Below are 24,103 nucleotides of genomic sequence, written 5' to 3'. Positions count from 1 at the left end.
GGTCAACCCGACTCACTCGATCGAGTGAGTTTCATATGAGATTCATTGGGTCGGGACGGTACCGCATGGCGCAGGGGGCGGAAGTGCCCTCAGGGACATTGCCCGGTTAGGTTGCACTCATGAGCGAGGATGTTCGACTGGTCGCCTGGGTGCGTGGGCACGTCCAGGGCGTGGGTTTCCGCTGGTTCACCCGGGCGCGGGCCCTGGAGATCGGCGGGCTCAGCGGTTTCGCCCTCAACCTCGGCGACGGACGCGTGCAGATCGTCGCCGAAGGGGCGCACGAGGCCTGCCAGAGGCTCCTCGACTGGCTCCAGGGGGACGACACGCCCGGCCGTGTGGACGGTGTCACAGAGATCTGGGACACACCGCGCGGGGGCTACGACGGCTTCGCGATCCGCTGACGCGGTCGCCGGGCGTCGCCGGGCCCGGGCCGCCGCACCTGCCCCTGGCATCTGCCCGGAGGGAAAAGAGCAGGTGGTCGCCGGAAGGACCTTGCCGTGCCGGGCCGCGCAGGGCAGGATGACCGCCACGCCCCCAGGGGCCCGCAGGAGCCGCCGCGCCGCCTTTCCGGCCGCGCGCCCCCGGGACGCCCACCGACACGGGGTGTGATCGTGTTGACCGTCAAACTTTTTGGTGAGACGCTGAAAGCCCGCGCACCTTAGCTGTTTGGCATGGATGAACGGCAGCACAACTGAACAGTGCCAAGCACCGCGGGTGCGAATCCCTCACGACCCACACCGCATCGGTCGGTCACTCAGTGTGGAGGACCATCCATCATGGCAAAGGCGCTTCTCGGTTACGTCGGTGGCTCCGACCCTCGACTCCTCGCCGAGATGCGACGGCTCCAGCAGCGCGTCCAGGACCTTGAATCCGAGCTCGTACGGATCCAGGCGGAGAACGACGCGCTGACGGCTGCCGCTTCTCACGACAGGATCATGGAGCGTGTCGACGCACACCAGGCGGAGCCTGCGCTCACCTGATCACTGCACAGCACCACGACACAGTGGTTGGGCCGCCCGTGTCAACCGCTCCGTCGTCAGAGTTGCAAGGGACGCTTCGGCGTCCCTTCCTTCTTTCCCGTCCCCCCGCTCGCGTGGCCCCCGCCGTTTCCCGCGCATCCTTTCAGCGTCTTAACGTCTGGTGTGCCCTGCCCGCCCCTGGGCGAAACCGCGCGGTTGCGAGGGTTCGTGGAGTGCGCTAGCCCGGGCGGGTAGAGTCCGACGGCGTGCACCTCAAGGCCCTGACCCTCCGCGGCTTCAAGTCGTTCGCCTCGGCGACCACGCTCCGCTTTGAACCGGGGATCACGTGCGTCGTCGGCCCGAACGGCTCGGGCAAGTCCAACGTGGTGGACGCGCTCAGCTGGGTCATGGGCGAACAGGGCGCCAAGTCGCTGCGCGGCGGCAAGATGGAGGACGTCATCTTCGCCGGCACCACCGGCCGCCCGCCGCTGGGCCGCGCCGAGGTGTCCCTGACCATCGACAACTCCGACGGCGCCCTGCCCATCGAGTACGCCGAGGTCACCATCACGCGGATCATGTTCCGCAACGGCGGCAGCGAGTACCAGATCAACGGCGACACCTGCCGGCTGCTGGACATCCAGGAACTGCTCTCCGACTCCGGCATCGGCCGCGAGATGCACGTCATCGTCGGCCAGGGCCAGCTCGACTCCGTCCTGCACGCCGACCCGGCCGGCCGCCGCGCCTTCATCGAGGAGGCCGCCGGCGTCCTCAAGCACCGCAAGCGCAAGGAGAAGGCGCTCCGCAAGCTCGACTCGATGCAGGCCAACCTCGCCCGCGTCCAGGACCTCACCGACGAACTGCGCCGCCAGCTCAAACCGCTCGGCCGCCAGGCCGCCGTCGCCCGCCGGGCCGCCGTCATCCAGGCCGACCTGCGCGACGCCCGGCTGCGCCTGCTCGCCGACGACCTCGTACGCCTGCGCGAAGCCCTCCAGGCGGAGATCGCCGACGAGGCCGCCCTCAAGGAACGCAAGGAGGCCGCCGAACAGGAACTGGCCCGCGCCCTCCAGCGCGAAGCGCGCCTGGAGGACGAGGTACGCCGCCTCACCCCGCGCCTGACCCGCGCCCAGGAGACCTGGTACGAGCTGTCCCAGCTCGCCGAACGCGTCCGCGGCACCATCTCCCTGGCCGACGCCCGGGTCAGAAGCGCCACCTCCGCACCCGACGAGGAGCGGCGCGGCCGCGACCCCGAGGACCTGGAGCGCGAGGCCGCCCGCGTCCGCGAACAGGAGGCCGAGCTGGAGGCCGCCCTGGAGGCCGCCCAGCGGGCGCTGGAGGACACCGTCGCCCACCGCGCCGAACTGGAACGCGAACTCGCCGCCGAGGAGCGCCGCCTCAGGGACGCCGCCCGCGCCATCGCCGACCGCCGCGAAGGGCTGGCCCGGCTCGCCGGCCAGGTCAACGCGGCCCGCTCCCGCGCCGCCTCCGCCCAGGCCGAGATCGACCGCCTGGCCGCCGCCCGCGACGAGGCCCGGGAACGCGCCGTCCACGCCCAGGAGGAGTACGAGGCCCTCAAGGCCGAGGTCGACGGACTCGACGCGGACGAGGACGAACTCGCCGAACGGCACGAGGCCGCCAGGACCGCCCTGGCCGAGGCGGAGGCCGCCTTCGGCGCCGCCCGCGAGGCCGCCACCGCCGCCGAACGCGAACGCGCGGCGATGCGGGCCCGGCACGACGCCCTCGCCCTGGGGCTGCGCCGCAAGGACGGCACCGGCGCCCTGCTCGACGCCGCCGACCGCCTCACCGGACTGCTCGGCCCGGCCGCCGGACTCCTCACGGTCGCCCCCGGCCACGAGACCGCCCTCGCCACCGCCTTCGGCGCCGCCGCCGACGCCCTCGCCGTCGCCGGCCCCGCCGCCGCGGCCGACGCCCTGCGCCTGCTGCGCAAACAGGACGCGGGCCGCGCCGCCCTCCTCCTCGCCGACGCCCCGGACGAGCCCGGGACCCCGGCGACCGGACCGGACGGCACCCCCTGCGGGCACCCCTGCGCCGCCGACCTCGTCAGCGGCCCCGCCCACCTCATGCCGGCCGTACGCCGCCTGCTGCGCGGCATCGTCGTCGTCACCACCCTGGAGGACGCCGAGGACCTGGTCCGTACGCATCCCCGTCTCACCGCCGTCACCGCCGAGGGCGATCTGCTCGGCGCGCACTTCGCGCACGGCGGATCGGCCGGCGCGCCGAGCCTGCTGGAGGTGCAGGCCTCCGTGGACGAGGCCGCCGCCGAGCTGGACCGGCTCGCCGTCCGGTGCGAGGAGCTGGCCGAGGCCCAGCGGCTGGCCGGACAGCGGCGCACCGAGTGCGCGGCGCTGGTCGAGGAGCTGGGGGAGCGGCGGCGGGCCGCCGACCGGGAGAAGTCGGCGGTCGCCCAGCAGCTCGGCCGCCTCGCCGGCCAGGCCCGCGGCGCCGCGGGCGAGGCCGAACGCTCCACGGCCGCCGCCGCCCGCGCCCAGGAAGCCCTGGACAACGCCCTCCAGGAAGTGGCGGAACTCGCCGAGCGGCTCGCCGTCGCCGAGGAGACGCCCGTCGAGGAGGAACCCGACACCCATCTGCGCGACCGGCTCGCCGCCGACGGCGCCAACGCCCGGCAGACCGAGATGGAGGCCCGCCTCCAGGTCCGCACCCACGAGGAACGCGTCAAGTCGCTCGCCGGCCGCGCCGACTCCCTCGACCGGGCCGCCCGCGCCGAACGCGAGGCACGCGCGCGTGCCGAACAGCGGCGCGCCCGGCTGCGCCACGAGGCGGCAGTCGCCGGGGCCGTCGCCTCCGGCGCCCGGCAACTGCTGGCCCATGTGGAGGTCTCCCTCGCCCGCGCCGAGCGGGAGCGCGCCGCCGCCGAGGCCGCCAAGGCCCTGCGCGAGCAGGAGCTGGCCGCCGCCCGCACCCAGGGCCGCGATCTCAAGGGCGAACTCGACAAGCTGACCGACTCCGTGCACCGGGGCGAGGTGCTCGGCGCCGAGAAGCGGCTCAGGATCGAGCAGCTGGAGGCCAGGGCGCTGGAGGAGCTGGGCGTGGAGCCGGCCGTTCTGGTGGCGGAGTACGGGCCGGGCCAGCTCGTGCCGCCCTCGCTGCCCGCCGAGGGCGAGGAACTGCCCGAGGACCCTGACCACCCCCGCAACCGCCCCCGGCCCTTCGTGCGGGCCGAGCAGGAGAAGCGGCTCAAGGCCGCCGAGCGCGCCTACCAGCAGCTCGGCAAGGTCAACCCGCTGGCCCTGGAGGAGTTCGCGGCCCTGGAGGAACGCCACCAGTTCCTCAGCGAGCAGCTCGACGACCTCAAGAAGACCCGCGCCGATCTCCTCCAGGTCGTCAAGGAGGTGGACGAGCGGGTCGAGCAGGTCTTCACCGACGCCTACCGGGACACCGCACGCGAGTTCGAGGGCGTGTTCAGCCGTCTCTTCCCCGGCGGCGAGGGCCGGCTCGTGCTGACCGACCCCGACAACATGCTCACCACCGGCGTGGACGTCGAGGCGCGCCCGCCGGGCAAGAAGGTCAAGCGGCTGTCCCTGCTCTCCGGCGGCGAGCGCTCGCTGACCGCAGTCGCCCTGCTGGTCTCGATCTTCAAGGCCAGGCCGAGCCCGTTCTACGTCATGGACGAGGTCGAGGCGGCCCTCGACGACACCAACCTCCAGCGGCTGATCCGGATCATGCAGGAGCTGCAGGAGGCCTCCCAGCTCATCGTGATCACGCACCAGAAGCGCACGATGGAGGTGGCCGACGCGCTGTACGGCGTCTCCATGCAGGGCGACGGCGTCTCGAAGGTCATCAGCCAGCGCCTGCGCTGACCGCACCGGCTCCGCCGAGGGCGCCCGCACCGGCTCGCGGCCGTGGGCGCCCTCTTCGTCTGCGCGCTCGGAGAGCACTTGCCCTCTTCCGCCCGTTTCGTGATCGGCCCCCGCGTGTACCCATGACTTCGGGGTAGACGGACCTTGTCCGATACTTGATTTCAACACTTGAACGCAAGCTCGCCACGCGGGTGGGTCAAAGTCACAGCAGACGAGCTATTGACTTCGAAACATGAAGGCATAGTCTCTGCAACGTTGCTTTTACCTTCAGGTCTCATGACCCGGAGGGCTGACCCCCCACCCCGGCAGCGTTGCCGGTGTGCCCGAGGAGTACACGTGACCAGCACAGCGCAGGCACCCAGGCCAGGAGCCACGGCCCATCCCGATCATCTCGGGCACGTCATCTTCATCGCCGCGGCGGCGGCCATGGGCGGCTTCCTCTTCGGCTACGACAGCTCCGTGATCAACGGCGCCGTCGAGGCCATCCGGGACCGCTACGACGTCGGTTCCGCCGTGCTGGCGCAGGTCATCGCCATCGCGTTGATCGGCTGCGCCATCGGCGCCGCGACCGCCGGCCGCATAGCCGACCGCATCGGCCGCATCCGCTGCATGCAGATCGCCGCGGTCCTGTTCACCGTCAGCGCCGTCGGCTCGGCCCTGCCGTTCGCCCTGTGGGACCTCGCCATGTGGCGCGTCATCGGCGGCTTCGCCATCGGCATGGCCTCGGTGATCGGCCCCGCCTACATCGCCGAGGTCTCCCCGCCCGCCTACCGCGGCCGGCTCGGCTCCTTCCAGCAGGCCGCGATCGTCGTCGGCATCGCGATCTCGCAGCTGGTCAACTGGGGCCTGCTCAACGCCGCCGGCGGCGACCAGCGCGGCAAGCTGATGGGCCTGGAGGCCTGGCAGGTCATGCTCGGCGTCATGGTCGTCCCGGCCGTGCTGTACGGTCTGCTCTCCTTCGCCATCCCCGAGTCCCCGCGCTTCCTGATCTCCGTCGGCCGCCGGGAGCGGGCCCGCGAGATCCTCGCGGAGGTCGAGGGCAAGGACGTCGACCTCGACGCGCGCGTGCACGAGATCGAGACCGCGATGAAGCGCGAGCACAAGTCCACCTTCAAGGACCTGCTCGGCGGCGGCTTCTTCTTCAAGCCGATCGTCTGGATCGGCATCGGCCTGTCGGTGTTCCAGCAGTTCGTAGGCATCAACGTCGCGTTCTACTACTCCTCGACGCTGTGGCAGTCGGTCGGCGTCGACCCCTCGCAGTCGTTCTTCTACTCGTTCACGACGTCGATCATCAACATCGTCGGCACCGTGATCGCGATGATCTTCGTGGACCGCGTCGGCCGCAAGCCGCTCGCCCTCGTCGGCTCGGTCGGCATGGTGGTCGGCCTGGCGCTGGAGGCCTGGGCCTTCTCGCACCCGCTGGTCGACGGCAAGCTGCCCGCCACCCAGGGCTGGGTCGCCCTGATCGCCGCCCACGTCTTCGTCCTCTTCTTCGCCCTGTCCTGGGGTGTGGTCGTGTGGGTCTTCCTCGGCGAGATGTTCCCGAACCGGATCCGCGCCGCCGCCCTCGGCGTGGCCGCCTCCGCGCAGTGGATCGCCAACTGGGCCATCACCGCGAGCTTCCCGTCGCTGGCCGACTGGAACCTGTCGGGGACCTACATCATCTACACGGTCTTCGCCGCGCTCTCCATCCCGTTCGTGCTCAAGTTCGTCAAGGAGACGAAGGGCAAGGCACTGGAGGAGATGGGCTGAGCCCGCGGGGGCCGCGCGCCCGGACTCCGCACGGAGCCCCGCGCGCCCTTGGCTCCCCCGGCCCCCGAAGCCGAGGAGACGGGCCCATCCCCGCTGCCCTCTCCTCGTATCCACCGCCGCCCCCGCCCGGTTCCGACCGGCCGGGGGCGGCGGTTTCGCACGCGGTCGGCCGCGGTCACCGGACGAGGACGCCGCCGCCGATCTCCAGCGCCTCGCGGGCGCTGTCCTCGACGATCCCGAGCCGGACCGCGATCTGGTCCCGGTGCTCCTCGACCGTCCGCGGCCGCTCGGTCCACAGCGCGACCTGGTCCAGCCGCTCGCGCGGCAGGGCGACCTCGCGCAGCAGCTCCGGCACCTGCTCGGCGTCGAGCCACGCAGTTTCGGCACCCCCGGACACGCGGAAGTCCCCCTCGGGTCAGGCGGGAGGGGGACTTCGGTGTGTGCGAAGGCGGGTGCGCGCGGCTCAGACGGTCAGCGTCTCCGGCTGCTCGGCGGCGCGCTCCTCGGCGGCGCCCGCGGCGGCGGCCGGCGTCGCCACGGCCGGCTTGGGCAGCACCAGGTACAGCAGGCCGGAGACCACGATCGTGGCGACCCAGCCGAGGCCGTACTCGCCGATGACGTTGCCCGTCGCGAACGGGCCGGTGAACCAGTCGGACGTGGTGAACATCAGACCCGCGGCCAGGCCGATCGCCCACGCCGCCACCGCGGCGGGGGAGAAGCCGCCCCGGTACCAGTACGCGCTGGTGCGCGTCGTGTCGGCCATGGCGCGGCCGTCGTACTCGGTGCGCCGCAGCATGTCCGCGCCGAAGACGCCGACCCAGGCGGAGAAGGCGACCGCGAGCAGCGACAGGAAGGCGATGAACGAGCCCATGAAGCTCGTCGCCACCAGCATCAGCACGCCGCCGAACGCCAGCGAGATCACCGCGTTGACCGAGACCGCCCAGTGCCGCGGCACCTTGAAGCCGAGGGTCTGCGCGGTGAAGCCCGCCGAGTACATCGACATCGAGTTGATCAGCAGCATGCCGATCAGCGCGATCAGCAGATACGGCACCGCGATCCAGGTCGGCAGGATCTCGCCGAGGAAGGAGACCGGGTCGGCGGCCGAGGCGAGATCGGGCGTGGAGACCGCCATCACCGCGCCCATCAGCACCATGGGCAGCACGACGATTCCGGCGCCGCCGACCGAGTGGCCCACGATCGCCTTGGAGGAGGCGGTGCGCGGCAGGTAGCGGGTGAAGTCCGGCGCGGTCGGGATCCAGCTCACGCCGCCCGCCGCGATCATGCCGACACCGGTGATCACCGAGGCGGTGGACCCGGCGGAGTGCCCGAAGACCGCCGACCAGTCGGTGTCCACGACCAGATAGCCGAGCACCAGCACCGAGAAGACGCCGAAGAGGTACGTCGCGTACTTGTTGCACTTCTGCACGGCGGTGATGCCGAGCCCGGAGATCGCGAAGGTGGCGACGACGAACGCCAGCAGCGTCACCATGTCCAGCACGCTGTTGCCGCGCACGCCGAACAGGATCTTCAGGATGGTGAGCACGGCGTACGCGCCGGTCACCGCGTTGATCGTCTCCCAGCCCCAGCGGGCCACCCAGATCAGCGAACCGGGCAGGAGATTGCCGCGCTGCCCGAAGACCGCCCGCGACAGCGCCATGCCCGGCGCCCCGCCGCGCTTGCCCGCGATCCCGATCAGCCCGACCAGGCCGTAGGAGACGACGGGCGCCGCGACGGCGACGACGAGCGCCTGCCAGAAGTTCAGGTGGTACGCCACGACGAGACTGGCGCCCATGGTGAGCAGCAGCACGCTGATGTTGGCGCCGACCCAGGTGGGGAACAGCTCACGGGTCCTGGCGGTGCGCTCGTGATCGGGCACCTGTTCGATGCCACGGGTTTCCAGCGCGCCTTCGGTCTCGGCGGTCTTGCTCATGAAGAAGGGTCCGGCCTCGTTCGTGGGGGGAGAGGGGCCGCCGGGAGAAAAGGGCGGCGACGTCGGGACTCTACGCGTACGGACGCGAGCCACACCATCGTACTTTGATCCGACTCATGGCATTCGGTGGCCTTTGTCTCCTGGCGGAAGCCACAAGCCGCCTGCGGCCGGTACCCATGGCTGATACTGGACGCGTTATGGAAACCATCATCCTTGCTGTAGTCATCGCCGTGGTGGTGCTCGGCGCGCTCGGCGGGCTCGTCGTCGGCAGCCGGCGCCGCAGGCCGCTGCCCCCGCCGCCGCCCAGCCCCCCCGACATCACCGCTCCTCCGGCCGAGCCGCACGTCGGCGAAGAGGCCGAGACGCCGCGCGAGGAAACGCGGCGGACGATCGAGGAGGTGGACCTGCCCGACGCGTCTTCTCCCGTCGTCGTGGAGGAGCCGCCCGTCGTCGAGGAGATCCCGGCTCCCGCGATCGAGGTCCCGGAGCCGACCGCCGGCCGCCTGGTCCGGCTGCGCGCCCGCCTCTCCCGGTCGCAGAACGCCCTGGGCAAGGGCCTGCTCACCCTCCTGTCCCGCGAACACCTGGACGAGGAGACCTGGGAGGAGATCGAGGACACCCTGCTGACCGCCGACGTCGGCGTCCAGCCCACCCAGGAGCTGGTCGAGCGGCTGCGCGAGCGGGTCCGCGTCCTCGGCACCCGCACCCCGGCCGAGCTGCGCACCCTGCTGCGCGAGGAGCTGCTGACCCTGGTCGGCACCGATGTGGACCGCACCGTGCGCACCGAGCCGGACGGCCGCAAGCCGGGCATCGTGATGGTCGTCGGCGTCAACGGCACCGGCAAGACCACCACCACCGGCAAGCTCGCCCGCGTCCTGGTCGCCGACGGGCGCACCGTCGTCCTCGGCGCCGCCGACACCTTCCGCGCCGCCGCCGCCGACCAGCTCCAGACCTGGGGCGAGCGCGTCGGCGCCCACACCGTGCGCGGCCCCGAGGCCGGCGACCCCGCCTCCGTCGCCTTCGACGCGGTGAAGGAGGGCAAGGAGATGGGCGTCGACGTGGTGCTCATCGACACCGCCGGCCGCCTGCACACCAAGACCGGTCTCATGGACGAGCTGGGCAAGGTCAAGCGGGTCGTCGAGAAGCACGCCCCGCTGGACGAGGTGCTGCTCGTCCTCGACGCCACCACCGGGCAGAACGGTCTGGTCCAGGCGCGGGTCTTCGCCGAGGTCGTGGACATCAGCGGCATCGTGCTGACCAAGCTGGACGGCACCGCCAAGGGCGGCATCGTGATCGCGGTCCAGCGTGAGCTGGGCGTCCCGGTCAAGCTGATCGGGCTCGGCGAGGGCGCGGACGACCTCGCGCCGTTCGAGCCGGAGGCGTTCGTTGACGCCCTCATCGGAGACTGACCGGCCCCCATGGCCCACGACAGCGCCCGCCCCCGGAACACGGGGGGCGGGCGCTGTCGTATGGGCCGGGCGCTTTCGTATGCACGGGGGCGGGAGACGGCTGTACGGGTGTGAGGGCGCGGCCGGGGACGCGCGGGAGCCGGCCGCGGTGCGCGGGAGCCGGCCGGGATGCGCGCGGGCTCGGCCGCGGACGCGGGGCAGGGGTGCGCGGCCGGGCCGCCGGGCTACGCCCGGGAGCGGTGCGCCACGTACGCCAGCGTGCCGAGCAGCAGCCGGGCCTCCGGCGGGTTCGCCGTGTCCAGGGCGGGCGGCCGGAGCCAGCGCACCGGGCCGCGGCCGCCGCGGTCGGAGGGCGGCGCCGTCAGATACGCGCCCGGGCCGAGACCGCGCAGATCCAGGGCGGCGGGGTCGTCCCAGCCCATGCGGTAGAGCAGACCGGGCAGCTCGGCGGCGGCCCCCGGGGCGACGAAGAAGTGGGCGCGGCCGTCGGGGGAGACGGTCACCGGACCGAGCGGCAGCCCCATCCGCTCCATCCGGGCCAGCGCGCAGCGCCCGGTCGGCTCGGCCACCTCGATCACGTCGAACGCCCGCCCGACCGCCAGCATCACCGCGGCGCCCGGCACCTCGGCCCACGCCCGGGTCACCTCGTCCAGCGTGGCGCCGGCCGGGACGAGGGGGGCGAAGTCCAGCGGATGCGCGCCCGGCGCCGGACAGCCGGCGCGGCCGCAGGAGCAGGAGCGGCCGACGGCCCGCGCGCCGGGCGCCACGTCCCAGCCCCACAGCCCGGTGTACTCGGCCACCGCCGTGCACTCCGACGAGCGGTACGGCCGGCCGCGCCGACGCGTGCCGGAACGGATCTCGCGCATGCCGCCGATCGTGAACCCCATGCCCCCTCCAACGGGTCCGCCGCCTCGATGGTCACGCGGCGGATGCGGTCGGTAACTCTCCGTCTTCCAGTCCCATCCCCCGCGCCGCAGAGTTCAGACGGCGCACTGGAGCGTCCGGGGTGGTGCGGTCGGCGATGCGCGCCCTGCCGTGCACCGTTCCGCCCGGTCGTGGACGTGTGATGTCAAGTCAATCGCGTCATGGCCGCCCAGAGTTCATTCGAAGGGGTGGCGAATGGTGGCGTTTCCGGGATCGCCATGGTCGTGACGGTGATCGTGGGATTACTGTGAGTGCACGAGTCCTGGGGGTCCATGCGCTCGTGGGTATGCCGGAGGCAAGTCGGCTCCCGTCCGGCGGCCGAGAAGCGACGGACGGACGGCGGAGCCGACCGGCATTCTGATAGGGCTTGGCGCACTCAGCGACAAGTGGTCTCAGGAATGGGGGCGTTCCAGTGAGCGGCAACGGCGGTGGCGGGACGAACACTGCGAGCGGTGACAAGCGGCCGAACGAACTGCTCTCCTCGTGGTTCGTCCGCAGCGGCTGGTCCAAGGGCGAGCTGGCCCGCCAGGTCAACCGCCGGGCCCGGCAGCTGGGCGCCAACCACATCTCCACCGACACCTCCCGCGTGCGCCGCTGGCTGGACGGGGAGAACCCGCGCGAGCCGATCCCCAGGATCCTGTCCGAGCTGTTCTCCGAGCGCTTCGGCTGCGTGGTCTCCGTGGAGGACCTCGGCCTGCGCACCGCCCGCCAGTCGCCCTCCGTCACCGGCGTCGACCTGCCCTGGACCGGCCCGCAGACCGTGGCCCTGCTCAGCGAGTTCTCCCGCAGCGACCTGATGCTGGCCCGGCGCGGCTTCCTCGGCACCTCGCTGGCGCTCTCCGCCGGCCCGTCCCTGATCGAACCGCTCCAGCGCTGGCTCGTCCCCTCGCCCCCCAGCCCGTCGCGCGAGCCGGAACCGGCCGCCGCCTCCCGCCGCCCCGGCCGGCTCTCCCGCCCCGAGCTGGAGCTGCTGGAGACCACCACGAAGATGTTCCGCCAGTGGGACGCCCAGTGCGGCGGCGGCCTGCGCCGCAAGGCGGTCGTCGGCCAGCTGCACGAGGTGACCGACCTCCTCCAGGAAGCACAGCCCGAGGCCACCACCAAGCGCCTGTTCAAGGTCGCCGCCGAGCTGGCCGAGCTGGCCGGCTGGATGAGCTACGACGTGGGGCTCCAGCCCACCGCGCAGAAGTACTTCGTGCTCGCCCTGCACGCCGCCAAGGAGGCCGGCGACAAGCCGCTCGGCTCCTACGTCCTGTCCAGCATGAGCCGACAGATGATCCACCTCGGCCGCCCCGACGACGCCCTGGAACTCATCCACCTCGCCCAGTACGGCAGCCGCGACTGCGCCGGCCCGCGCACCCAGTCCATGCTGTATGCGATGGAGGCCCGCGCCTACGCCAACATGGGCCAGCCCGGCCGCTGCAAGCGCGCGGTGCGGATGGCCGAGGACGCCTTCGCCGACGCCGAGGACTGGGACGAGCCGGACCCCGACTGGATCCGCTTCTTCTCCGAGGCCGAACTGCACGGCGAGAACAGCCACTCCTTCCGCGACCTCGCCTATGTCGCCGGCCGCAGCCCCGCCTACGCCTCGCTGGCCCAGCCCCTGATGGAGCGGGCCGTGGACCTGTTCGCCGACGACTCCGAGCACCAGCGCTCCTACGCGCTCAACCTCATCGGCATGGCCACCGTCCACCTCCTCCAGCGCGAGCCCGAGCAGAGCACCCAGTACGTCACGCAGGCCATGAAGGTGGCCAAGAAGGTCCGCTCCGAACGCGTCAACACCCGTATCCGCAAGACCGTCGACAACGCCGTACGCGACTTCGGCGACCTCGCCGAGGTCATCGACCTCACCGAGCAGCTCGCCGCCGAGCTGCCCGAGACGGCCGAGGCCGGCTGAGACACCGCCGCCGGACACCGGCGCACCCCAGAACCCCGGCCGCGGCCGGCCCTCCCGAACTGCCCGACTCGGCTCCCCCGCCAGGTCATCGGAAGGCCGCCGCGGCCGGTTTTCTCACGCCACGAGGCTCCTCGTCCCCGCATCCGCCCCGCGGCGCCGCCCCACACGCGCGATTCACCGACGCGTAACACAGCGGGCGCCTTCGTCACCCCGGCGAAACAACGGGGGGCGCCCACCGAAACCGCGCTGCGCCAATCTCATGGCGCATAACCGGCCCACCCCTCCTGGCCGGGAATCGCTTCCCGGACCGCGCAAGGCTTCGCCCGCACGGGGCCGTACCCAAGACGAGGAGACGCCGATGGCACCAGCCATCATGCTTGCGGCGGACGCACCCAAGCTGTCGTCCGCCAACACAGGCTTCATGCTCATCTGTTCCGCCCTGGTCATGCTGATGACCCCGGGCCTGGCCTTCTTCTACGGAGGCATGGTCCGCGTCAAGAGCACCCTCAACATGCTGATGATGAGCTTCATCAGCCTGGGGATCATCACCATCCTCTGGGTCCTCTACGGCTTCTCCATGGCCTTCGGCGCCGACAAGGGCTCCTTCGTCGGCTGGACCTCCGACTTCGTCGGCTTCAGCGGGATCGGCAAGACGGACCTGTGGCCCGGATACACCATCCCGGTCTTCGTCTTCGCCGTTTTCCAGCTGATGTTCGCGATCATCACCCCGGCCCTGATCAGCGGCGCCCTCGCCGACCGGGTGAAGTTCACCGCCTGGTCGCTGTTCGTGGTGCTGTGGGCCACGATCGTGTACTTCCCGGTCGCCCACTGGGTCTGGGGCACCGGCGGCTGGGCCTTCGACCTCGGCGTGATCGACTTCGCCGGCGGCACCGCCGTCCACATCAACGCCGGAGCCGCGGCGCTCGGCGTCATCCTCGTCATCGGCAAGCGCGTCGGCTTCAAGAAGGACCCGATGCGCCCGCACAGCCTCCCGCTGGTCATGCTCGGCGCCGGACTGCTGTGGTTCGGCTGGTTCGGCTTCAACGCCGGCTCCTGGCTCGGCAACGACGACGGCGTCGGCCCGCTGATGTTCGTCAACACCCAGATCGCCACCGCCGCCGCCATGCTCGCCTGGCTCGGCTACGAGAAGATCCGCCACGGCGCGTGCACCACCCTCGGCGCCGCCTCCGGCGCGGTCGCCGGCCTCGTCGCCATCACGCCCTCCGGCGGCGCGGTCTCCCCGCTCGGCGCCATCGCGGTCGGCGCCATCGCCGGCGTCCTGTGCGCCATGGCGGTCGGCCTGAAGTACCGGTTCGGCTACGACGACTCCCTCGACGTCGTCGGCGTCCACATGGTCGGCGGCGTCATCGGCTCCCTGCTGATCGGCCTGTTCGCCAGCGGCAGCGGCCAGTCCGACGTCAAGGGCCTCTTCTACGGCGGCGGCCTCGACCAGTTCTGGAAGCAGTGCGCCGGCGTCTTGGCGGTCCTCGCCTACTCCCTCGTCGCCTCCGCCGTCCTCGCCCTCCTGATCGACAAGACGATCGGCATGCGGGTCAGCGAGGACGAGGAGATCTCCGGCATCGACCGCGCCGAGCACGCCGAGACCGCGTACGACTTCGCCGGCGCGGGCGGCGGCGTCATCACCGCCGGCCCCACCGCCGCCCCGGGCGGCGCGACGCAGAGCAAGCCGAGCAAGAAGGTGGACGCATGAAGCTCATCACCGCCGTCGTGAAGCCGCACCGGCTGGACGAGATCAAGGAGGCCCTCCAGGCCTTCGGCGTCCACGGCCTCACCGTCACCGAGGCCAGCGGCTACGGCCGCCAGCGCGGACACACCGAGGTCTACCGCGGCGCGGAGTACACCGTCGACCTGGTCCCCAAGATCCGCATCGAGGTGCTGGCCGAGGACGACGACGCCGAACAGCTCATCGACGTCGTGGTCAAGGCGGCCCGAACGGGCAAGATCGGAGACGGCAAGGTCTGGTCCCTGCCGGTCGAGACGGCCGTACGGGTCCGCACCGGCGAACGCGGCCCGGACGCGCTCTGACAGCCACGAGGACAGGAGTCGCCGGGTGACGGACACCGACATGCGCAACGAAGCAGAGGACTCGGGACCCAGCGGCTACGCGGCGGCCCGGCTGCGCCTCCTCACCGAGGAGACGCGGCCCGGGCCGCCGCGCCGTGCCGCCCTGGCCGCCCTCACCGACGACTGGCTGGCCGGCCTCTTCGCCGCCGCGGCCCACAACCTGCCCGGGGCGTCCCTCGTCGCCGTCGGCGGCTACGGCCGCGGCGAACTCTCCCCGCGCAGCGACCTCGACCTGCTCCTGCTGCACGACGGCAGCGCCCCCGAGGCGGTCGCCGCCCTCGCCGACCGCCTCTGGTACCCCGTCTGGGACCTCGGGCTCGCCCTCGACCACTCCGTCCGCACCCCGGCCGAGGCCCGCCGGACGGCCGCCGACGACCTCAAGGCCCAGCTCGGCCTGCTCGACGCCCGGCATCTGGCGGGCGACCGCGGCCTCACCACCGCCCTGCGCACCGAGATCCTCGCCGACTGGCGCAACCAGGCCCCCAAACGCCTGCCCGAACTGCGCGACCTGTGCGCCGAGCGCGCCGAACGCCAGGGCGAACTCCAGTACCTCCTGGAACCCGACCTCAAGGAGGCCCGCGGCGGCCTGCGCGACGCCACCGCCCTGCGCGCCGTCGCCGCCTCCTGGCTCGCCGACGCCCCCCGCGAAGGCCTCGCCGACGCCCGCCGCCGGCTCCTCGACGTACGCGACGCCCTCCATCTGACCACCGGCCGCGCCACCGACCGGCTCGCCCTCCAGGAACAGGACCAGGTCGCCGCCCACCTCGGCCTCCTCGACGCCGACACCCTGCTGCGCCAGGTCTACGAGGCCGCCCGCGTCATCTCCTACGCCGGCGACGTCACCTGGCGCGAAGTGGGGCGCGTCCTCAAATCGCGCGCCGTGCGCCCCAAGCTGCGCGCCCTCCTCGGCGGCGGGAAGACCCACCTCGCCGAACGGACCCCGCTCGCCGAGGGCGTCGTGGAACAGGACGGCGAAGTCGTCCTCGCCCGCACCGCGCGCCCCGAACGCGACCCCGTGCTCCCGCTGCGCGCCGCGGCCGCCGCCGCCCAGGCCGGCCTCCCGCTCTCCCTGCACGCCGTACGCCGCCTGGCCGCCGCCGCGGGCCCCCTGCCCACGCCCTGGCCGGCCGAGGCCCGCGAACAGCTCGTCACCCTGCTCGGCTCCGGACGCCCCACCGTCCAGGTCTGGGAAGCCCTCGAAGCGGAAGGCGTCATCAGCCGGCTGCTGCCCGACTGGGAACGGGTGCGCTGCCGCCCCCAGCGCAACGCCGTCCACGTCTGGACCGTCGACCGCCACCTCATCGAGACCGCCGTACGCGCCGCCGGCTTCACCCGCCGCGTCCACCGCCCCGACCTGCTCCTCGCCGCCGCCCTGCTGCACGACATCGGCAAGGGCTGGCCCGGCGACCACTCCGTCGCCGGCGAGACCATCGCCCGCGACGTGGCCGGCCGCATCGGCTTCGACCGCGCCGACGCCGCCGTCCTCGCCACTCTCGTCCGCCACCACCTGCTGCTGGTGGAGACCGCCACCCGCCGCGACCTGGACGACCCCGCCACCGTCCGCGCCGTCGCCGAGGCGGTCGGCACCCAGGGCACCCTCGAACTGCTGCACGCCCTGACCGAGGCCGACGCCCTGGCCACCGGCCCCGCCGCCTGGTCCTCCTGGCGCGCCTCCCTCGTCGCCGACCTGGTCCGCCGCGTCGGCGCCCTCCTCGCCGGCGAGGAGCCCGAGGCGGCCGAACCCGCCGCCGCGCCCACCGCCGAACAGGAACGGCTCGCCGTCGAGGCCTTCCGCACCGGCGGCCCCGTCCTCACCCTGCGCCCCCAGGCCGACCCCCTGGACGAGGACCCCGCACGCGAACCCGAACCCCTCGGCGTCGAACTGCTCCTCGCCGTCCCCGACCAGCCCGGAGTGCTCCCCGCGGTCGCCGGCGTCCTCGCCGTGCACCGGCTCACCGTCCGCACGGCCGAACTGCGCACCCTGGACCTGCCCGACGGCTTCGGCGACGCCACCGTCCTGCTGCTGAACTGGCGCGTCGCCGCCGAGTACGGCTCGCTGCCGCAGGCCACCCGGCTCCGCGCCGACCTGGTCCGGGCGCTGGACGGCAGCCTCGGCATCGCCGGCCGCCTCGCCGAGCGCGACGCCGCCTATCCGCGCCGCCGCGGCGTCGTGCCGCCCCCGCCGCGGGTGACGGTCGCCCCAGCCGCCTCCCGGCACGCCACCGTCATCGAGGTCCGCGCCCAGGACGCGCCCGGCCTGCTGTTCCGGCTCGGGCAGGCGATGGAGGACGCGAAGGTACGGGTGCGCAGCGCCCATGTCTCGACGCTCGGCGCGAACGCGGTGGACGCCTTCTACGTCACGGCCCTGGACGGCGCCCCGCTGCCGGACGACGAGGCCGCCTCGCTGGCCCGGCGGGTGGAGGAGACGCTGCGGGGATGATCCGTCCCCGGTGATCGTGCCCCGCCCGCCGTCGGCGGGCGGGGGCGATTCGCTTGCGGGGCCGGATACCCTGGAGGGCAGCCCAAGACGACCCCTACCCCGAGGACCGACGCCGCCGTGTTCGATACTCTCTCCGATCGCCTCTCAGCGACCTTCAAGAACCTGCGCGGCAAGGGGCGGTTGTCCGAGGCGGACATCGACGCCACGGCGCGCGAGATCCGCATCGCCCTGCTCGAGGCCGACGTCGCGCTCCCCGTCGTGCGCACGTTCATCAAGAACGTGAAGGAGAGGGCCCTCGGGGCGGATGTCTCCAAGGCCCTGAATCCCGCCCAGCAGGTCCTCAAGATCGTCAATGAGGAGCTTGTCGAGATCTTGGGCGGCGAGACCCGCCGTCTCCGCTTCGCCAAGCAGCCCCCCACCGTGATCATGCTCGCCGGCCTCCAGGGCGCGGGCAAGACCACCCTCGCGGGCAAGCTCGGCAAGTGGCTCAAGGAGCAGGGCCACTCCCCGCTCCTGGTCGCCTGCGACCTCCAGCGCCCCAACGCCGTCAACCAGCTCAGCGTCGTCGCCGACCGCGCCGGCGTGGCCGTCTACGCCCCCGAGCCGGGCAACGGCGTCGGCGACCCGGTCAAGGTCGCCAAGGACTCCATCGAGTTCGCCAAGGCCAAGGTCCACGACATCGTGATCGTGGACACCGCCGGCCGCCTCGGCATCGACCAGGAGATGATGCGGCAGGCCGCGGACATCCGCGACGCCGTCTCCCCGGACGAGATCCTCTTCGTCGTCGACGCCATGATCGGTCAGGACGCGGTCAACACCGCGGAGGCCTTCCGCGACGGCGTCGGCTTCGACGGCGTGGTGCTCTCCAAGCTCGACGGCGACGCCCGCGGCGGCGCGGCCCTGTCGATCCGGCAGATCACCGGCAAGCCGATCATGTTCGCGTCCAACGGTGAGAAGCTCGACGACTTCGACGCCTTCCACCCGGACCGGATGGCCTCCCGCATCCTCGACATGGGTGACCTGCTCACCCTGATCGAGCAGGCGGAGAAGACGTTCAGCCAGGAAGAGGCCGAGAAGATGGCCTCCAAGCTGGCGTCGAAGAAGGGCCAGGACTTCACCCTGGACGACTTCCTGTCCCAGATGGAACAGGTCAGGAAGATGGGCAGCATCAGCAAGCTGCTCGGCATGCTGCCCGGCATGGGGCAGATCAAGGACCAGATCAACAACATCGACGAGCGCGACGTGGACCGCACCGCCGCGATCATCAAGTCGATGACCCCGGGCGAGCGCCAGGACCCGACGATCATCAACGGCTCGCGCCGCGCCCGTATCGCCAAGGGCTCCGGCGTCGAGGTCAGCGCCGTGAAGAACCTGGTCGAGCGGTTCTTCGAGGCCCGCAAGATGATGTCCCGCATGGCGCAGGGCGGCGGCATGCCCGGTATGCCGGGCATCCCGGGCATGGGCGGCGGCCCCGGCCGTTCCAAGAAGCAGCCGAAGAAAGCCAAGGGCAAGCAGCGCTCGGGCAACCCGATGAAGCGCAAGCAGCAGGAGCAGGAGGAGGCCGCGCGGCGCGCCGCGGCGGCTCAGGCGGGCGGCGCGCTCGGCCTGCCCCAGCAGGGCGCGCAGGACTTCGAGCTGCCGGACGAGTTCAAGAAGTTCATGGGCTGACGGTCGCCCGGACCGTCAGTGGCCGAGGGCGTCCCCTTCCGTGCGGAGGGGGGCGCCCTCAGCGCGTGCCGGGGCACGGCATCTGCCGTAACGTCCAGATATGAGCAATGCCGCGCCACCACGCAAGGCCCCTGACCAGCCGTGGCGCACCGAGGGCACGCCGGACCAGCCGCCGAGGCGGCCCGGCGGCCGGAGGATGCGCGGCAGATGGTGGGGGCTGCTGGTCACGGCGGTCATCGTCTTCCTGCTGGCCTACGGCGGGCTGAGCTACTACAGCGGCGGCGGCGAGCCGACGATCTCGTACACGGAGTTCAGCCGGCAGGTCGACGCCGGCAACGTCGGCAAGATCTACGCCAAGGGCGACGCGATCCAGGGCCAGCTGAAGACTGCGCGGACCAAGCCCGGCGGCCATGGGACGTACACGAAGTTCCGCACCCAGCGGCCGTCGTTCGCGGACGACCGGCTCTGGCAGAGCCTGAGCGGTCACGGGGTCACGGTGACCGCGCAGCCGGTCGTGCAGGAGCGCAGCTTCCTGTCCAATCTGCTGCTGTCGCTCGCCCCGATCGCGGTCCTGGCCGTCCTGTGGATCTTCTTCGCCCGGCGGATCGGCTCGGGTCTGGGCGGTCCCGGCGGGCTGCTGGGCCGCAAGACGCCGCCCCGGCCGGTCGAGCTGCAGCCGGGCACGCAGCGCACCACGTTCGCCGACGTCGCCGGGATCGACGAGGTCAAGGGCGAGCTGGACGACGTGGTGGACTTCCTGAAGCATCCCGACGACTACCGCCGCATGGGCGCCAAGATGCCGCGCGGCGTACTGCTCACGGGACCGCCGGGCACCGGCAAGACGCTGCTGGCGCGGGCCGTGGCGGGCGAGGCGGGGGTGCCGTTCTTCTCGGCGTCGGCGTCGGAGTTCATCGAGATGATCGTCGGTGTGGGCGCCTCGCGGGTGCGCGAGCTGTTCGCGGAGGCCCGCAAGGTGGCTCCGTCGATCATCTTCATCGACGAGATCGACACCATCGGGCGGGCGCGCGGCGGCGGCGCGTCGATGGGCGGCCATGACGAGCGCGAGCAGACGCTGAACCAGATCCTGACCGAGATGGACGGCTTCTCGGGCTCCGAGGGCGTGATCGTGCTGGCCGCCACCAACCGGGCCGACGTGCTGGACCCGGCGCTGACCCGGCCGGGCCGGTTCGACCGGATGGTGCAGGTGGCGCCGCCGGACCGGGGCGGCCGCGAGGCGATCCTGAGGATCCACACCCGGGAGATCCCGCTGGCACCGGACGTGGACCTCAACCGGGTGGCCCGCACCACGCCGGGCATGACCGGCGCGGAACTGGCCAATCTCGCCAACGAGGCCGCGCTGCTCGCGGTCAAGCGGCGCCAGCGGCAGGTGACGCAGACCGACTTCTCCCAGGCGCTGGAGAAGGTGCAGCTGGGTGCGGAACGCGCCCTGGTCATGCCGGAGGAGGAGCGCCGGCGCACCGCGTACCACGAGAGCGGCCACGCGCTGCTCGGCATGCTCCAGCCCGGCGCCGACCCGGTCCGCAAGATCACCATCGTGCCGCGCGGGCGCGCGCTCGGCGTCACCCTGTCGACGCCGGAGTCGGACAAGTACGCGTACACCGAGGAGTATCTGCGCGGCCGGATCATCGGCGCGCTCGGCGGCATGGCGGCCGAACACGTGGTCTACGACGTCATCACCACCGGTTCGGAGAGCGACCTGGAGCAGGTCACCAACATCGCGCGCGGGATGGTGGCCCGGTGGGGGATGAGCGAGCATCTGGGGCGGCTGTCGGCGCTGCCGAACGACTCCCAGCAGGCGTACGGGCTCGCCGCCGCCCCGCAGACCCTGGACGCCATCGACACCGAGATGCGGCGGATCGTGGACGAGTGCTACGAGGAGGCGTGCCGCAAGCTGCGCGACCACCGGCCGCAGCTGGACGCGCTGGCGGCGGCGCTGCTGGAGAACGAGACCCTGGAGGAGGCCGACGCCTACCGGGTCGCCGGGATCACGCGTCTGAAGAAGGACCTGGAGGCGGAGGCCGAACCGGAGCCGAAGCCCGAGCCGGACACGCACACCCGGCACGTGGAGGACCGGGGCGGCGACGACGGCCGCGGCGCGCACCCGGTCTGAGCGGCCGCTGCGGGCGGGCGTACGCGGCCTGAGCCGTTCCAGCGGGCGCGCCCGGCCCCGGGTCCGTACGGGCGGACGGGACCGGGCGGGAGGCCCGTCCGGTCAGGGCGTCAGCGCGATCAGGTAGCGGAACACGTTCGGCATCCACACCGTGCCGTCGGATCGCTGGTGGGCGTGCAGGGCCTCCGCCAGCTCCTTGGCGACCTGGTCGGGATCGCCCGCCTCGATCGCGGTGTCGAACAGCCCGGTGGAGAGCATGCCGCGCACCGCGCTGTCGAGGCCGGCGTATCCGAACGGGCAGGCGACCCGGCCGGAGCCGTCGGGTCGCAGTCCGGCGCGCCGGGCCACGTCCTCCAGGCCGTCGCGCGCGGCGGGGTGCGGGGCGTCCGGCCCGGTCGCCACCCGCAGCACGGAGGAGGTCGCGCACCGCTCAGGCGGTCCCCAGCCGGCCAGCACGACGGGCGTCCCGCGCCCGGCGAGCGGCGCCACCGCGGAGAGCAGTTCGCTCAGCCGTTCGCCGTCGCCGGTCAGGCAGCCGACCGGGTCGAACGCGGTGATCAGGGTGTACGGCGGCCTCGGGGCGCTGTCCGCGGCGTCGGCGGCCTCGCCGTCGTCGAGGAGGGTCGAGAGCGGCCCGTCGACGATCCGGGCGTCCGCACGCGCGCGCGTGCCCCCTGTCTGCGGCAGCAGGCGGCGGCGCGCGAGGGCGAGCCGTTCGGGGCAGGAGGGGCCGACGCCGGTGACCGCCGCCCCCCGGGCGTGCGCCATCAGCAGGGCGAGCCCGGACCCGCAGCCCAGGGCCAGCAGCCGGGTGCCGGCGCCCACGTCCAGTCGCTCGTACACGGCTTCGTAGAGCGGTACCAGCATCCGCTCCTGGATCTCGGACCAGTCACGCGCGCGTGCACGCTGGTCCACCCGGGGAGCCGGCCCCGCGTGGGTGGCGTGCTGACGCACGAGCGTAGGTGTCATGGATAAGCGCCCCAATCCGCCGAGAGTTGCCGCTGTGCAGGTTCCGTGGCCCCCGTGCCGCGCGCTCGCACTTCCCGTATGTCAGGTAACTCCCCGCTCCGCATCGCGTCCAGGGGTCGAGGGGCTCTCGGTTGCCGGTTTCGGGCGTGCGGGGCGAGATTTCACATCCCGGTAACCGGAGCCTCGACGAGCTGTTTCCGGACACGGACCGAGCCGCCTTCAGGGGAGGGGGACGGGCCGGTGCGGGACGGGGGGAGCGGGCCCGGTAACGTCGGGGACCCCGGGCGCGCTGACCTAGTGACGGCGTTCGCCCCCGAAAGCGGCCGAAACGCCTCTTGCCCCGTTCCGCGCCCCGTGGGCACCGGACGGCGGCCGCCCGTGCGTAGCCGTGACTACGCACCAGCTTGTGCCGAGCTGTGAGGCTTCTCCGCAGATCAGCGCACCCGCCCTCGTCAGGACGCATCAGCGGCAACTGACGGGTACGTGCAAATTATTTGGGATGCCCCGGAATAGGAACACGGCGGCACCCACGCTCGTTGTCATTACGTGAGCACGACACAGACAACACCTGTTCTCGCAGCGGAACTGGCGCAGGCGTGGGCCGACATTCAGCGGAACCACCCCGAACTGCCGGATCTGGCCGCGCCGGAATCCCTGATCGGAGAGTCGTCGTCCGCGTGCGGGCACGAACTCTCCTTCGAGCGACTGCTGCACGAAGCAGTCCACGGCATCGCCGCCGCGCGCGGGGTGCGTGACACCTCCCGCGCCGGCCGGTACCACAACCGCCGGTTCCTCGCCATCGCCGAGGAGCTGGGGCTGGACCACCCGGACGAGCCGCATCCCAGCAGCGGCTTCTCCCTGGTCACGCTCAGCCCGGAGGCCAAGCGGCGCTACCGCCCGACCATGGAGCGCCTCCAGCGCGCCCTGAAGGCGCACACCGCGGCCACCTCCGCCGACACCAGCCGCACCTTCCGCGGTCCGGCCGCCCGCCACGGCTCCTCCGGCGGCGGCGTCCGGGTCAAGGCGGTCTGCGACTGCGGCCGCAACGTCCGGGTCGTCCCCTCCGTCCTGGCGCAGGCCCCGATCGTGTGCGGGGGATGCGGCAAGCCGTTCCGGATCCCGGAGACGGTGGGAGCGGCGGCGAGCTGACCGCGTCCGGCATCTCGTGGGTGCCGGACGCGCCACGGCACGCCGGGGCGACGGCGCGGCCGCGGGCAGCTCTGCCGCGGAGCCGTCGCGCCGGGTGCCGCCGAGGCATGCCCGCATACGGCCGCAGCACCCCGTGCCCGATCGGGTCCGCGGAGTGTGGCAGAATGGCCAGCTGTACTCGACAGCCGCACAGGACCCCTCTCTCCTCCGGCTGACGCGTCCATCGGGCACTCGGGTACCGCAACCCCACGCGGCGTCTCGCCGTGCCCAACCACGTCAATTCCAGGAGAACCCACTCCCGTGGCAGTCAAGATCAAGCTGAAGCGTCTGGGCAAGATCCGTTCGCCTCACTACCGCATCGTCGTCGCCGACTCCCGTACCCGCCGTGACGGCCGGGCCATCGAGGAGATCGGTCTGTACCACCCGGTGCAGAACCCCTCGCGCATCGAGGTGGACGCCGAGCGCGTGGCGTACTGGCTCTCCGTCGGCGCCCAGCCGACCGAGCCGGTGCTCGCCATCCTGAAGAAGACCGGCGACTGGCAGAAGTTCAAGGGCGAGCCCGCCCCGGCTCCGCTGCTCCAGCCGCAGGAGAAGGCCGCGCGTCCGTCGTTCGAGGCCCTCGGCGGCGACGACGAGGGCAAGGGTGAGGCGATCACCCCGAAGAAGAAGGCTGAGAAGAAGGACGAGGCCGCTGCCGAGTCCGACTCGACCGAGGCCTGAGCAGCATGCTCGAAGAGGCGCTTGAGCACCTCGTGAAGGGCATCGTCGACAACCCTGACGATGTGCAGGTCGCCTCGCGCAACCTGCGTCGCGGACGCGTGCTGGAGGTCCGGGTGCACCCCGAGGACCTCGGCAAGGTGATCGGTCGCAACGGCCGTACCGCACGCGCGCTGCGCACCGTCGTGGGCGCCATCGGCGGCCGCGGTGTCCGCGTCGACCTCGTCGACGTGGACC

General features: G+C 72.4%; 18 protein-coding genes. 14 read left to right on the top strand and 4 right to left on the bottom strand.

Annotation, left to right across the window (positions count from 1 at the left end):
* The first annotated feature begins 119 nt into the window (after positions 1 to 119).
* The 4 genes from K7787_RS17650 to K7787_RS17635 all read left to right on the top strand — a co-directional run bounded on the left by K7787_RS17650 (position 120) and on the right by K7787_RS17635 (position 6,547).
* The gene (locus K7787_RS17650) at positions 120 to 401 is read left to right on the top strand and encodes an acylphosphatase (RefSeq protein WP_223002089.1); all 282 of its coding nucleotides are present in this window, start codon (positions 120 to 122) and stop codon (positions 399 to 401) included.
* 375 nt (positions 402 to 776) lie between these two features.
* The gene (locus tag K7787_RS17645; RefSeq protein WP_009190853.1) at positions 777 to 980 is read left to right on the top strand and encodes a hypothetical protein; all 204 of its coding nucleotides are present in this window, start codon (positions 777 to 779) and stop codon (positions 978 to 980) included.
* Between the two features lie 245 nt (positions 981 to 1,225).
* Complete coding sequence (gene smc, locus K7787_RS17640) at positions 1,226 to 4,795, top strand: chromosome segregation protein SMC (RefSeq protein ID WP_223002087.1); 3,570 nt, start codon at positions 1,226 to 1,228, stop codon at positions 4,793 to 4,795.
* A gap of 336 nt (positions 4,796 to 5,131) precedes the next feature.
* The gene (locus tag K7787_RS17635) at positions 5,132 to 6,547 is read left to right on the top strand and encodes a sugar porter family MFS transporter (RefSeq protein WP_164393754.1); all 1,416 of its coding nucleotides are present in this window, start codon (positions 5,132 to 5,134) and stop codon (positions 6,545 to 6,547) included.
* Between the two features lie 175 nt (positions 6,548 to 6,722).
* On the opposite strand, the gene K7787_RS17630 is transcribed toward K7787_RS17635, so the two are convergent.
* Positions 6,723 to 6,944 (bottom strand): hypothetical protein, encoded by a 222-nt coding sequence (locus K7787_RS17630; RefSeq protein ID WP_247721025.1) that lies wholly within the window; start codon positions 6,942 to 6,944, stop codon positions 6,723 to 6,725.
* A gap of 66 nt (positions 6,945 to 7,010) precedes the next feature.
* On the bottom strand, positions 7,011 to 8,477 hold the full coding sequence (locus K7787_RS17625) for a cytosine permease (protein WP_009190858.1): 1,467 nt from the start codon (positions 8,475 to 8,477) through the stop codon (positions 7,011 to 7,013).
* Positions 8,478 to 8,674: 197 nt separating this feature from the next.
* On the opposite strand from K7787_RS17625, the gene ftsY reads away from it, so the two are divergent.
* On the top strand, positions 8,675 to 9,886 hold the full coding sequence (gene ftsY, locus K7787_RS17620; RefSeq protein ID WP_043261343.1) for a signal recognition particle-docking protein FtsY: 1,212 nt from the start codon (positions 8,675 to 8,677) through the stop codon (positions 9,884 to 9,886).
* A gap of 224 nt (positions 9,887 to 10,110) precedes the next feature.
* Here the strand turns inward: ftsY and K7787_RS17615 are convergent, their stop codons facing one another.
* A complete protein-coding gene (locus tag K7787_RS17615) occupies positions 10,111 to 10,773 on the bottom strand; it encodes a bifunctional DNA primase/polymerase (RefSeq protein WP_009190860.1) in 663 nt (220 codons plus the stop codon).
* Between the two features lie 449 nt (positions 10,774 to 11,222).
* Here K7787_RS17615 and nsdA point away from each other — a divergent pair, with 449 nt between their 5' ends.
* The 6 genes from nsdA (at position 11,223) to ftsH (ending at position 21,031) form a co-directional block, all read left to right on the top strand.
* Complete coding sequence (gene nsdA / locus K7787_RS17610; protein WP_009190861.1) at positions 11,223 to 12,707, top strand: transcriptional repressor NsdA; 1,485 nt, start codon at positions 11,223 to 11,225, stop codon at positions 12,705 to 12,707.
* 358 nt (positions 12,708 to 13,065) lie between these two features.
* Positions 13,066 to 14,418, top strand: a complete 1,353-nt coding sequence (locus K7787_RS17605) for an ammonium transporter (protein ID WP_223002085.1) — start codon at positions 13,066 to 13,068, stop codon at positions 14,416 to 14,418.
* Positions 14,415 to 14,753 carry a P-II family nitrogen regulator gene (locus tag K7787_RS17600; protein ID WP_009190863.1) on the top strand — a complete coding sequence of 113 codons (339 nt, stop codon included), beginning with the start codon at positions 14,415 to 14,417 and terminating at the stop codon, positions 14,751 to 14,753. The genes K7787_RS17605 and K7787_RS17600 overlap by 4 nt, the downstream gene beginning before the upstream one ends.
* Positions 14,754 to 14,778: 25 nt before the next feature.
* Complete coding sequence (locus K7787_RS17595) at positions 14,779 to 17,232, top strand: [protein-PII] uridylyltransferase (protein ID WP_223002083.1); 2,454 nt, start codon at positions 14,779 to 14,781, stop codon at positions 17,230 to 17,232.
* A gap of 117 nt (positions 17,233 to 17,349) precedes the next feature.
* The gene (ffh, locus tag K7787_RS17590) at positions 17,350 to 18,900 is read left to right on the top strand and encodes a signal recognition particle protein (protein ID WP_009190865.1); all 1,551 of its coding nucleotides are present in this window, start codon (positions 17,350 to 17,352) and stop codon (positions 18,898 to 18,900) included.
* A gap of 100 nt (positions 18,901 to 19,000) precedes the next feature.
* Positions 19,001 to 21,031 (top strand): ATP-dependent zinc metalloprotease FtsH, encoded by a 2,031-nt coding sequence (gene ftsH, locus K7787_RS17585; RefSeq protein WP_247721012.1) that lies wholly within the window; start codon positions 19,001 to 19,003, stop codon positions 21,029 to 21,031.
* 102 nt (positions 21,032 to 21,133) lie between these two features.
* Here ftsH and K7787_RS17580 read toward each other — a convergent pair whose 3' ends face one another.
* Positions 21,134 to 22,000 carry a class I SAM-dependent methyltransferase gene (locus tag K7787_RS17580; protein WP_223002081.1) on the bottom strand — a complete coding sequence of 289 codons (867 nt, stop codon included), beginning with the start codon at positions 21,998 to 22,000 and terminating at the stop codon, positions 21,134 to 21,136.
* 546 nt (positions 22,001 to 22,546) lie between these two features.
* Between K7787_RS17580 and K7787_RS17575 the strand changes: the two genes are divergently transcribed.
* From K7787_RS17575 to K7787_RS17565, 3 genes are all read left to right on the top strand, one after another.
* The gene (locus K7787_RS17575) at positions 22,547 to 23,149 is read left to right on the top strand and encodes a hypothetical protein (RefSeq protein ID WP_009190868.1); all 603 of its coding nucleotides are present in this window, start codon (positions 22,547 to 22,549) and stop codon (positions 23,147 to 23,149) included.
* Positions 23,150 to 23,449: 300 nt separating this feature from the next.
* Positions 23,450 to 23,869 (top strand): 30S ribosomal protein S16, encoded by a 420-nt coding sequence (rpsP, locus tag K7787_RS17570; protein ID WP_009190869.1) that lies wholly within the window; start codon positions 23,450 to 23,452, stop codon positions 23,867 to 23,869.
* 5 nt (positions 23,870 to 23,874) lie between these two features.
* Positions 23,875 to 24,103, top strand: a 229-nt coding sequence (locus K7787_RS17565) for an RNA-binding protein (protein WP_223002079.1), incomplete at its 3' end; no start/stop codon positions are given.

The organism is Streptomyces sennicomposti, from assembly GCF_019890635.1.
GTDB classification, from domain to species: Bacteria; Actinomycetota; Actinomycetes; order Streptomycetales; family Streptomycetaceae; genus Streptomyces; species Streptomyces sennicomposti.
This window is presented reverse-complemented; position numbering and strand designations above follow the sequence as displayed.

Coding starts and splice junctions, on each gene's coding strand:
- K7787_RS17600 (WP_009190863.1), top strand. CDS start 14,415: ATGAAGCTCATCACCGCCGTCGTGAAGCCGCACCGGCTGGACGAGATC.
- K7787_RS17645 (WP_009190853.1), top strand. CDS start 777: ATGGCAAAGGCGCTTCTCGGTTACGTCGGTGGCTCCGACCCTCGACTC.
- K7787_RS17605 (WP_223002085.1), top strand. CDS start 13,066: ATGGCACCAGCCATCATGCTTGCGGCGGACGCACCCAAGCTGTCGTCC.
- K7787_RS17580 (WP_223002081.1), bottom strand. CDS start 22,000: ATGACACCTACGCTCGTGCGTCAGCACGCCACCCACGCGGGGCCGGCT.
- ftsY (WP_043261343.1), top strand. CDS start 8,675: ATGGAAACCATCATCCTTGCTGTAGTCATCGCCGTGGTGGTGCTCGGC.
- K7787_RS17625 (WP_009190858.1), bottom strand. CDS start 8,477: ATGAGCAAGACCGCCGAGACCGAAGGCGCGCTGGAAACCCGTGGCATC.
- K7787_RS17650 (WP_223002089.1), top strand. CDS start 120: ATGAGCGAGGATGTTCGACTGGTCGCCTGGGTGCGTGGGCACGTCCAG.
- ftsH (WP_247721012.1), top strand. CDS start 19,001: ATGAGCAATGCCGCGCCACCACGCAAGGCCCCTGACCAGCCGTGGCGC.
- K7787_RS17615 (WP_009190860.1), bottom strand. CDS start 10,773: ATGGGGTTCACGATCGGCGGCATGCGCGAGATCCGTTCCGGCACGCGT.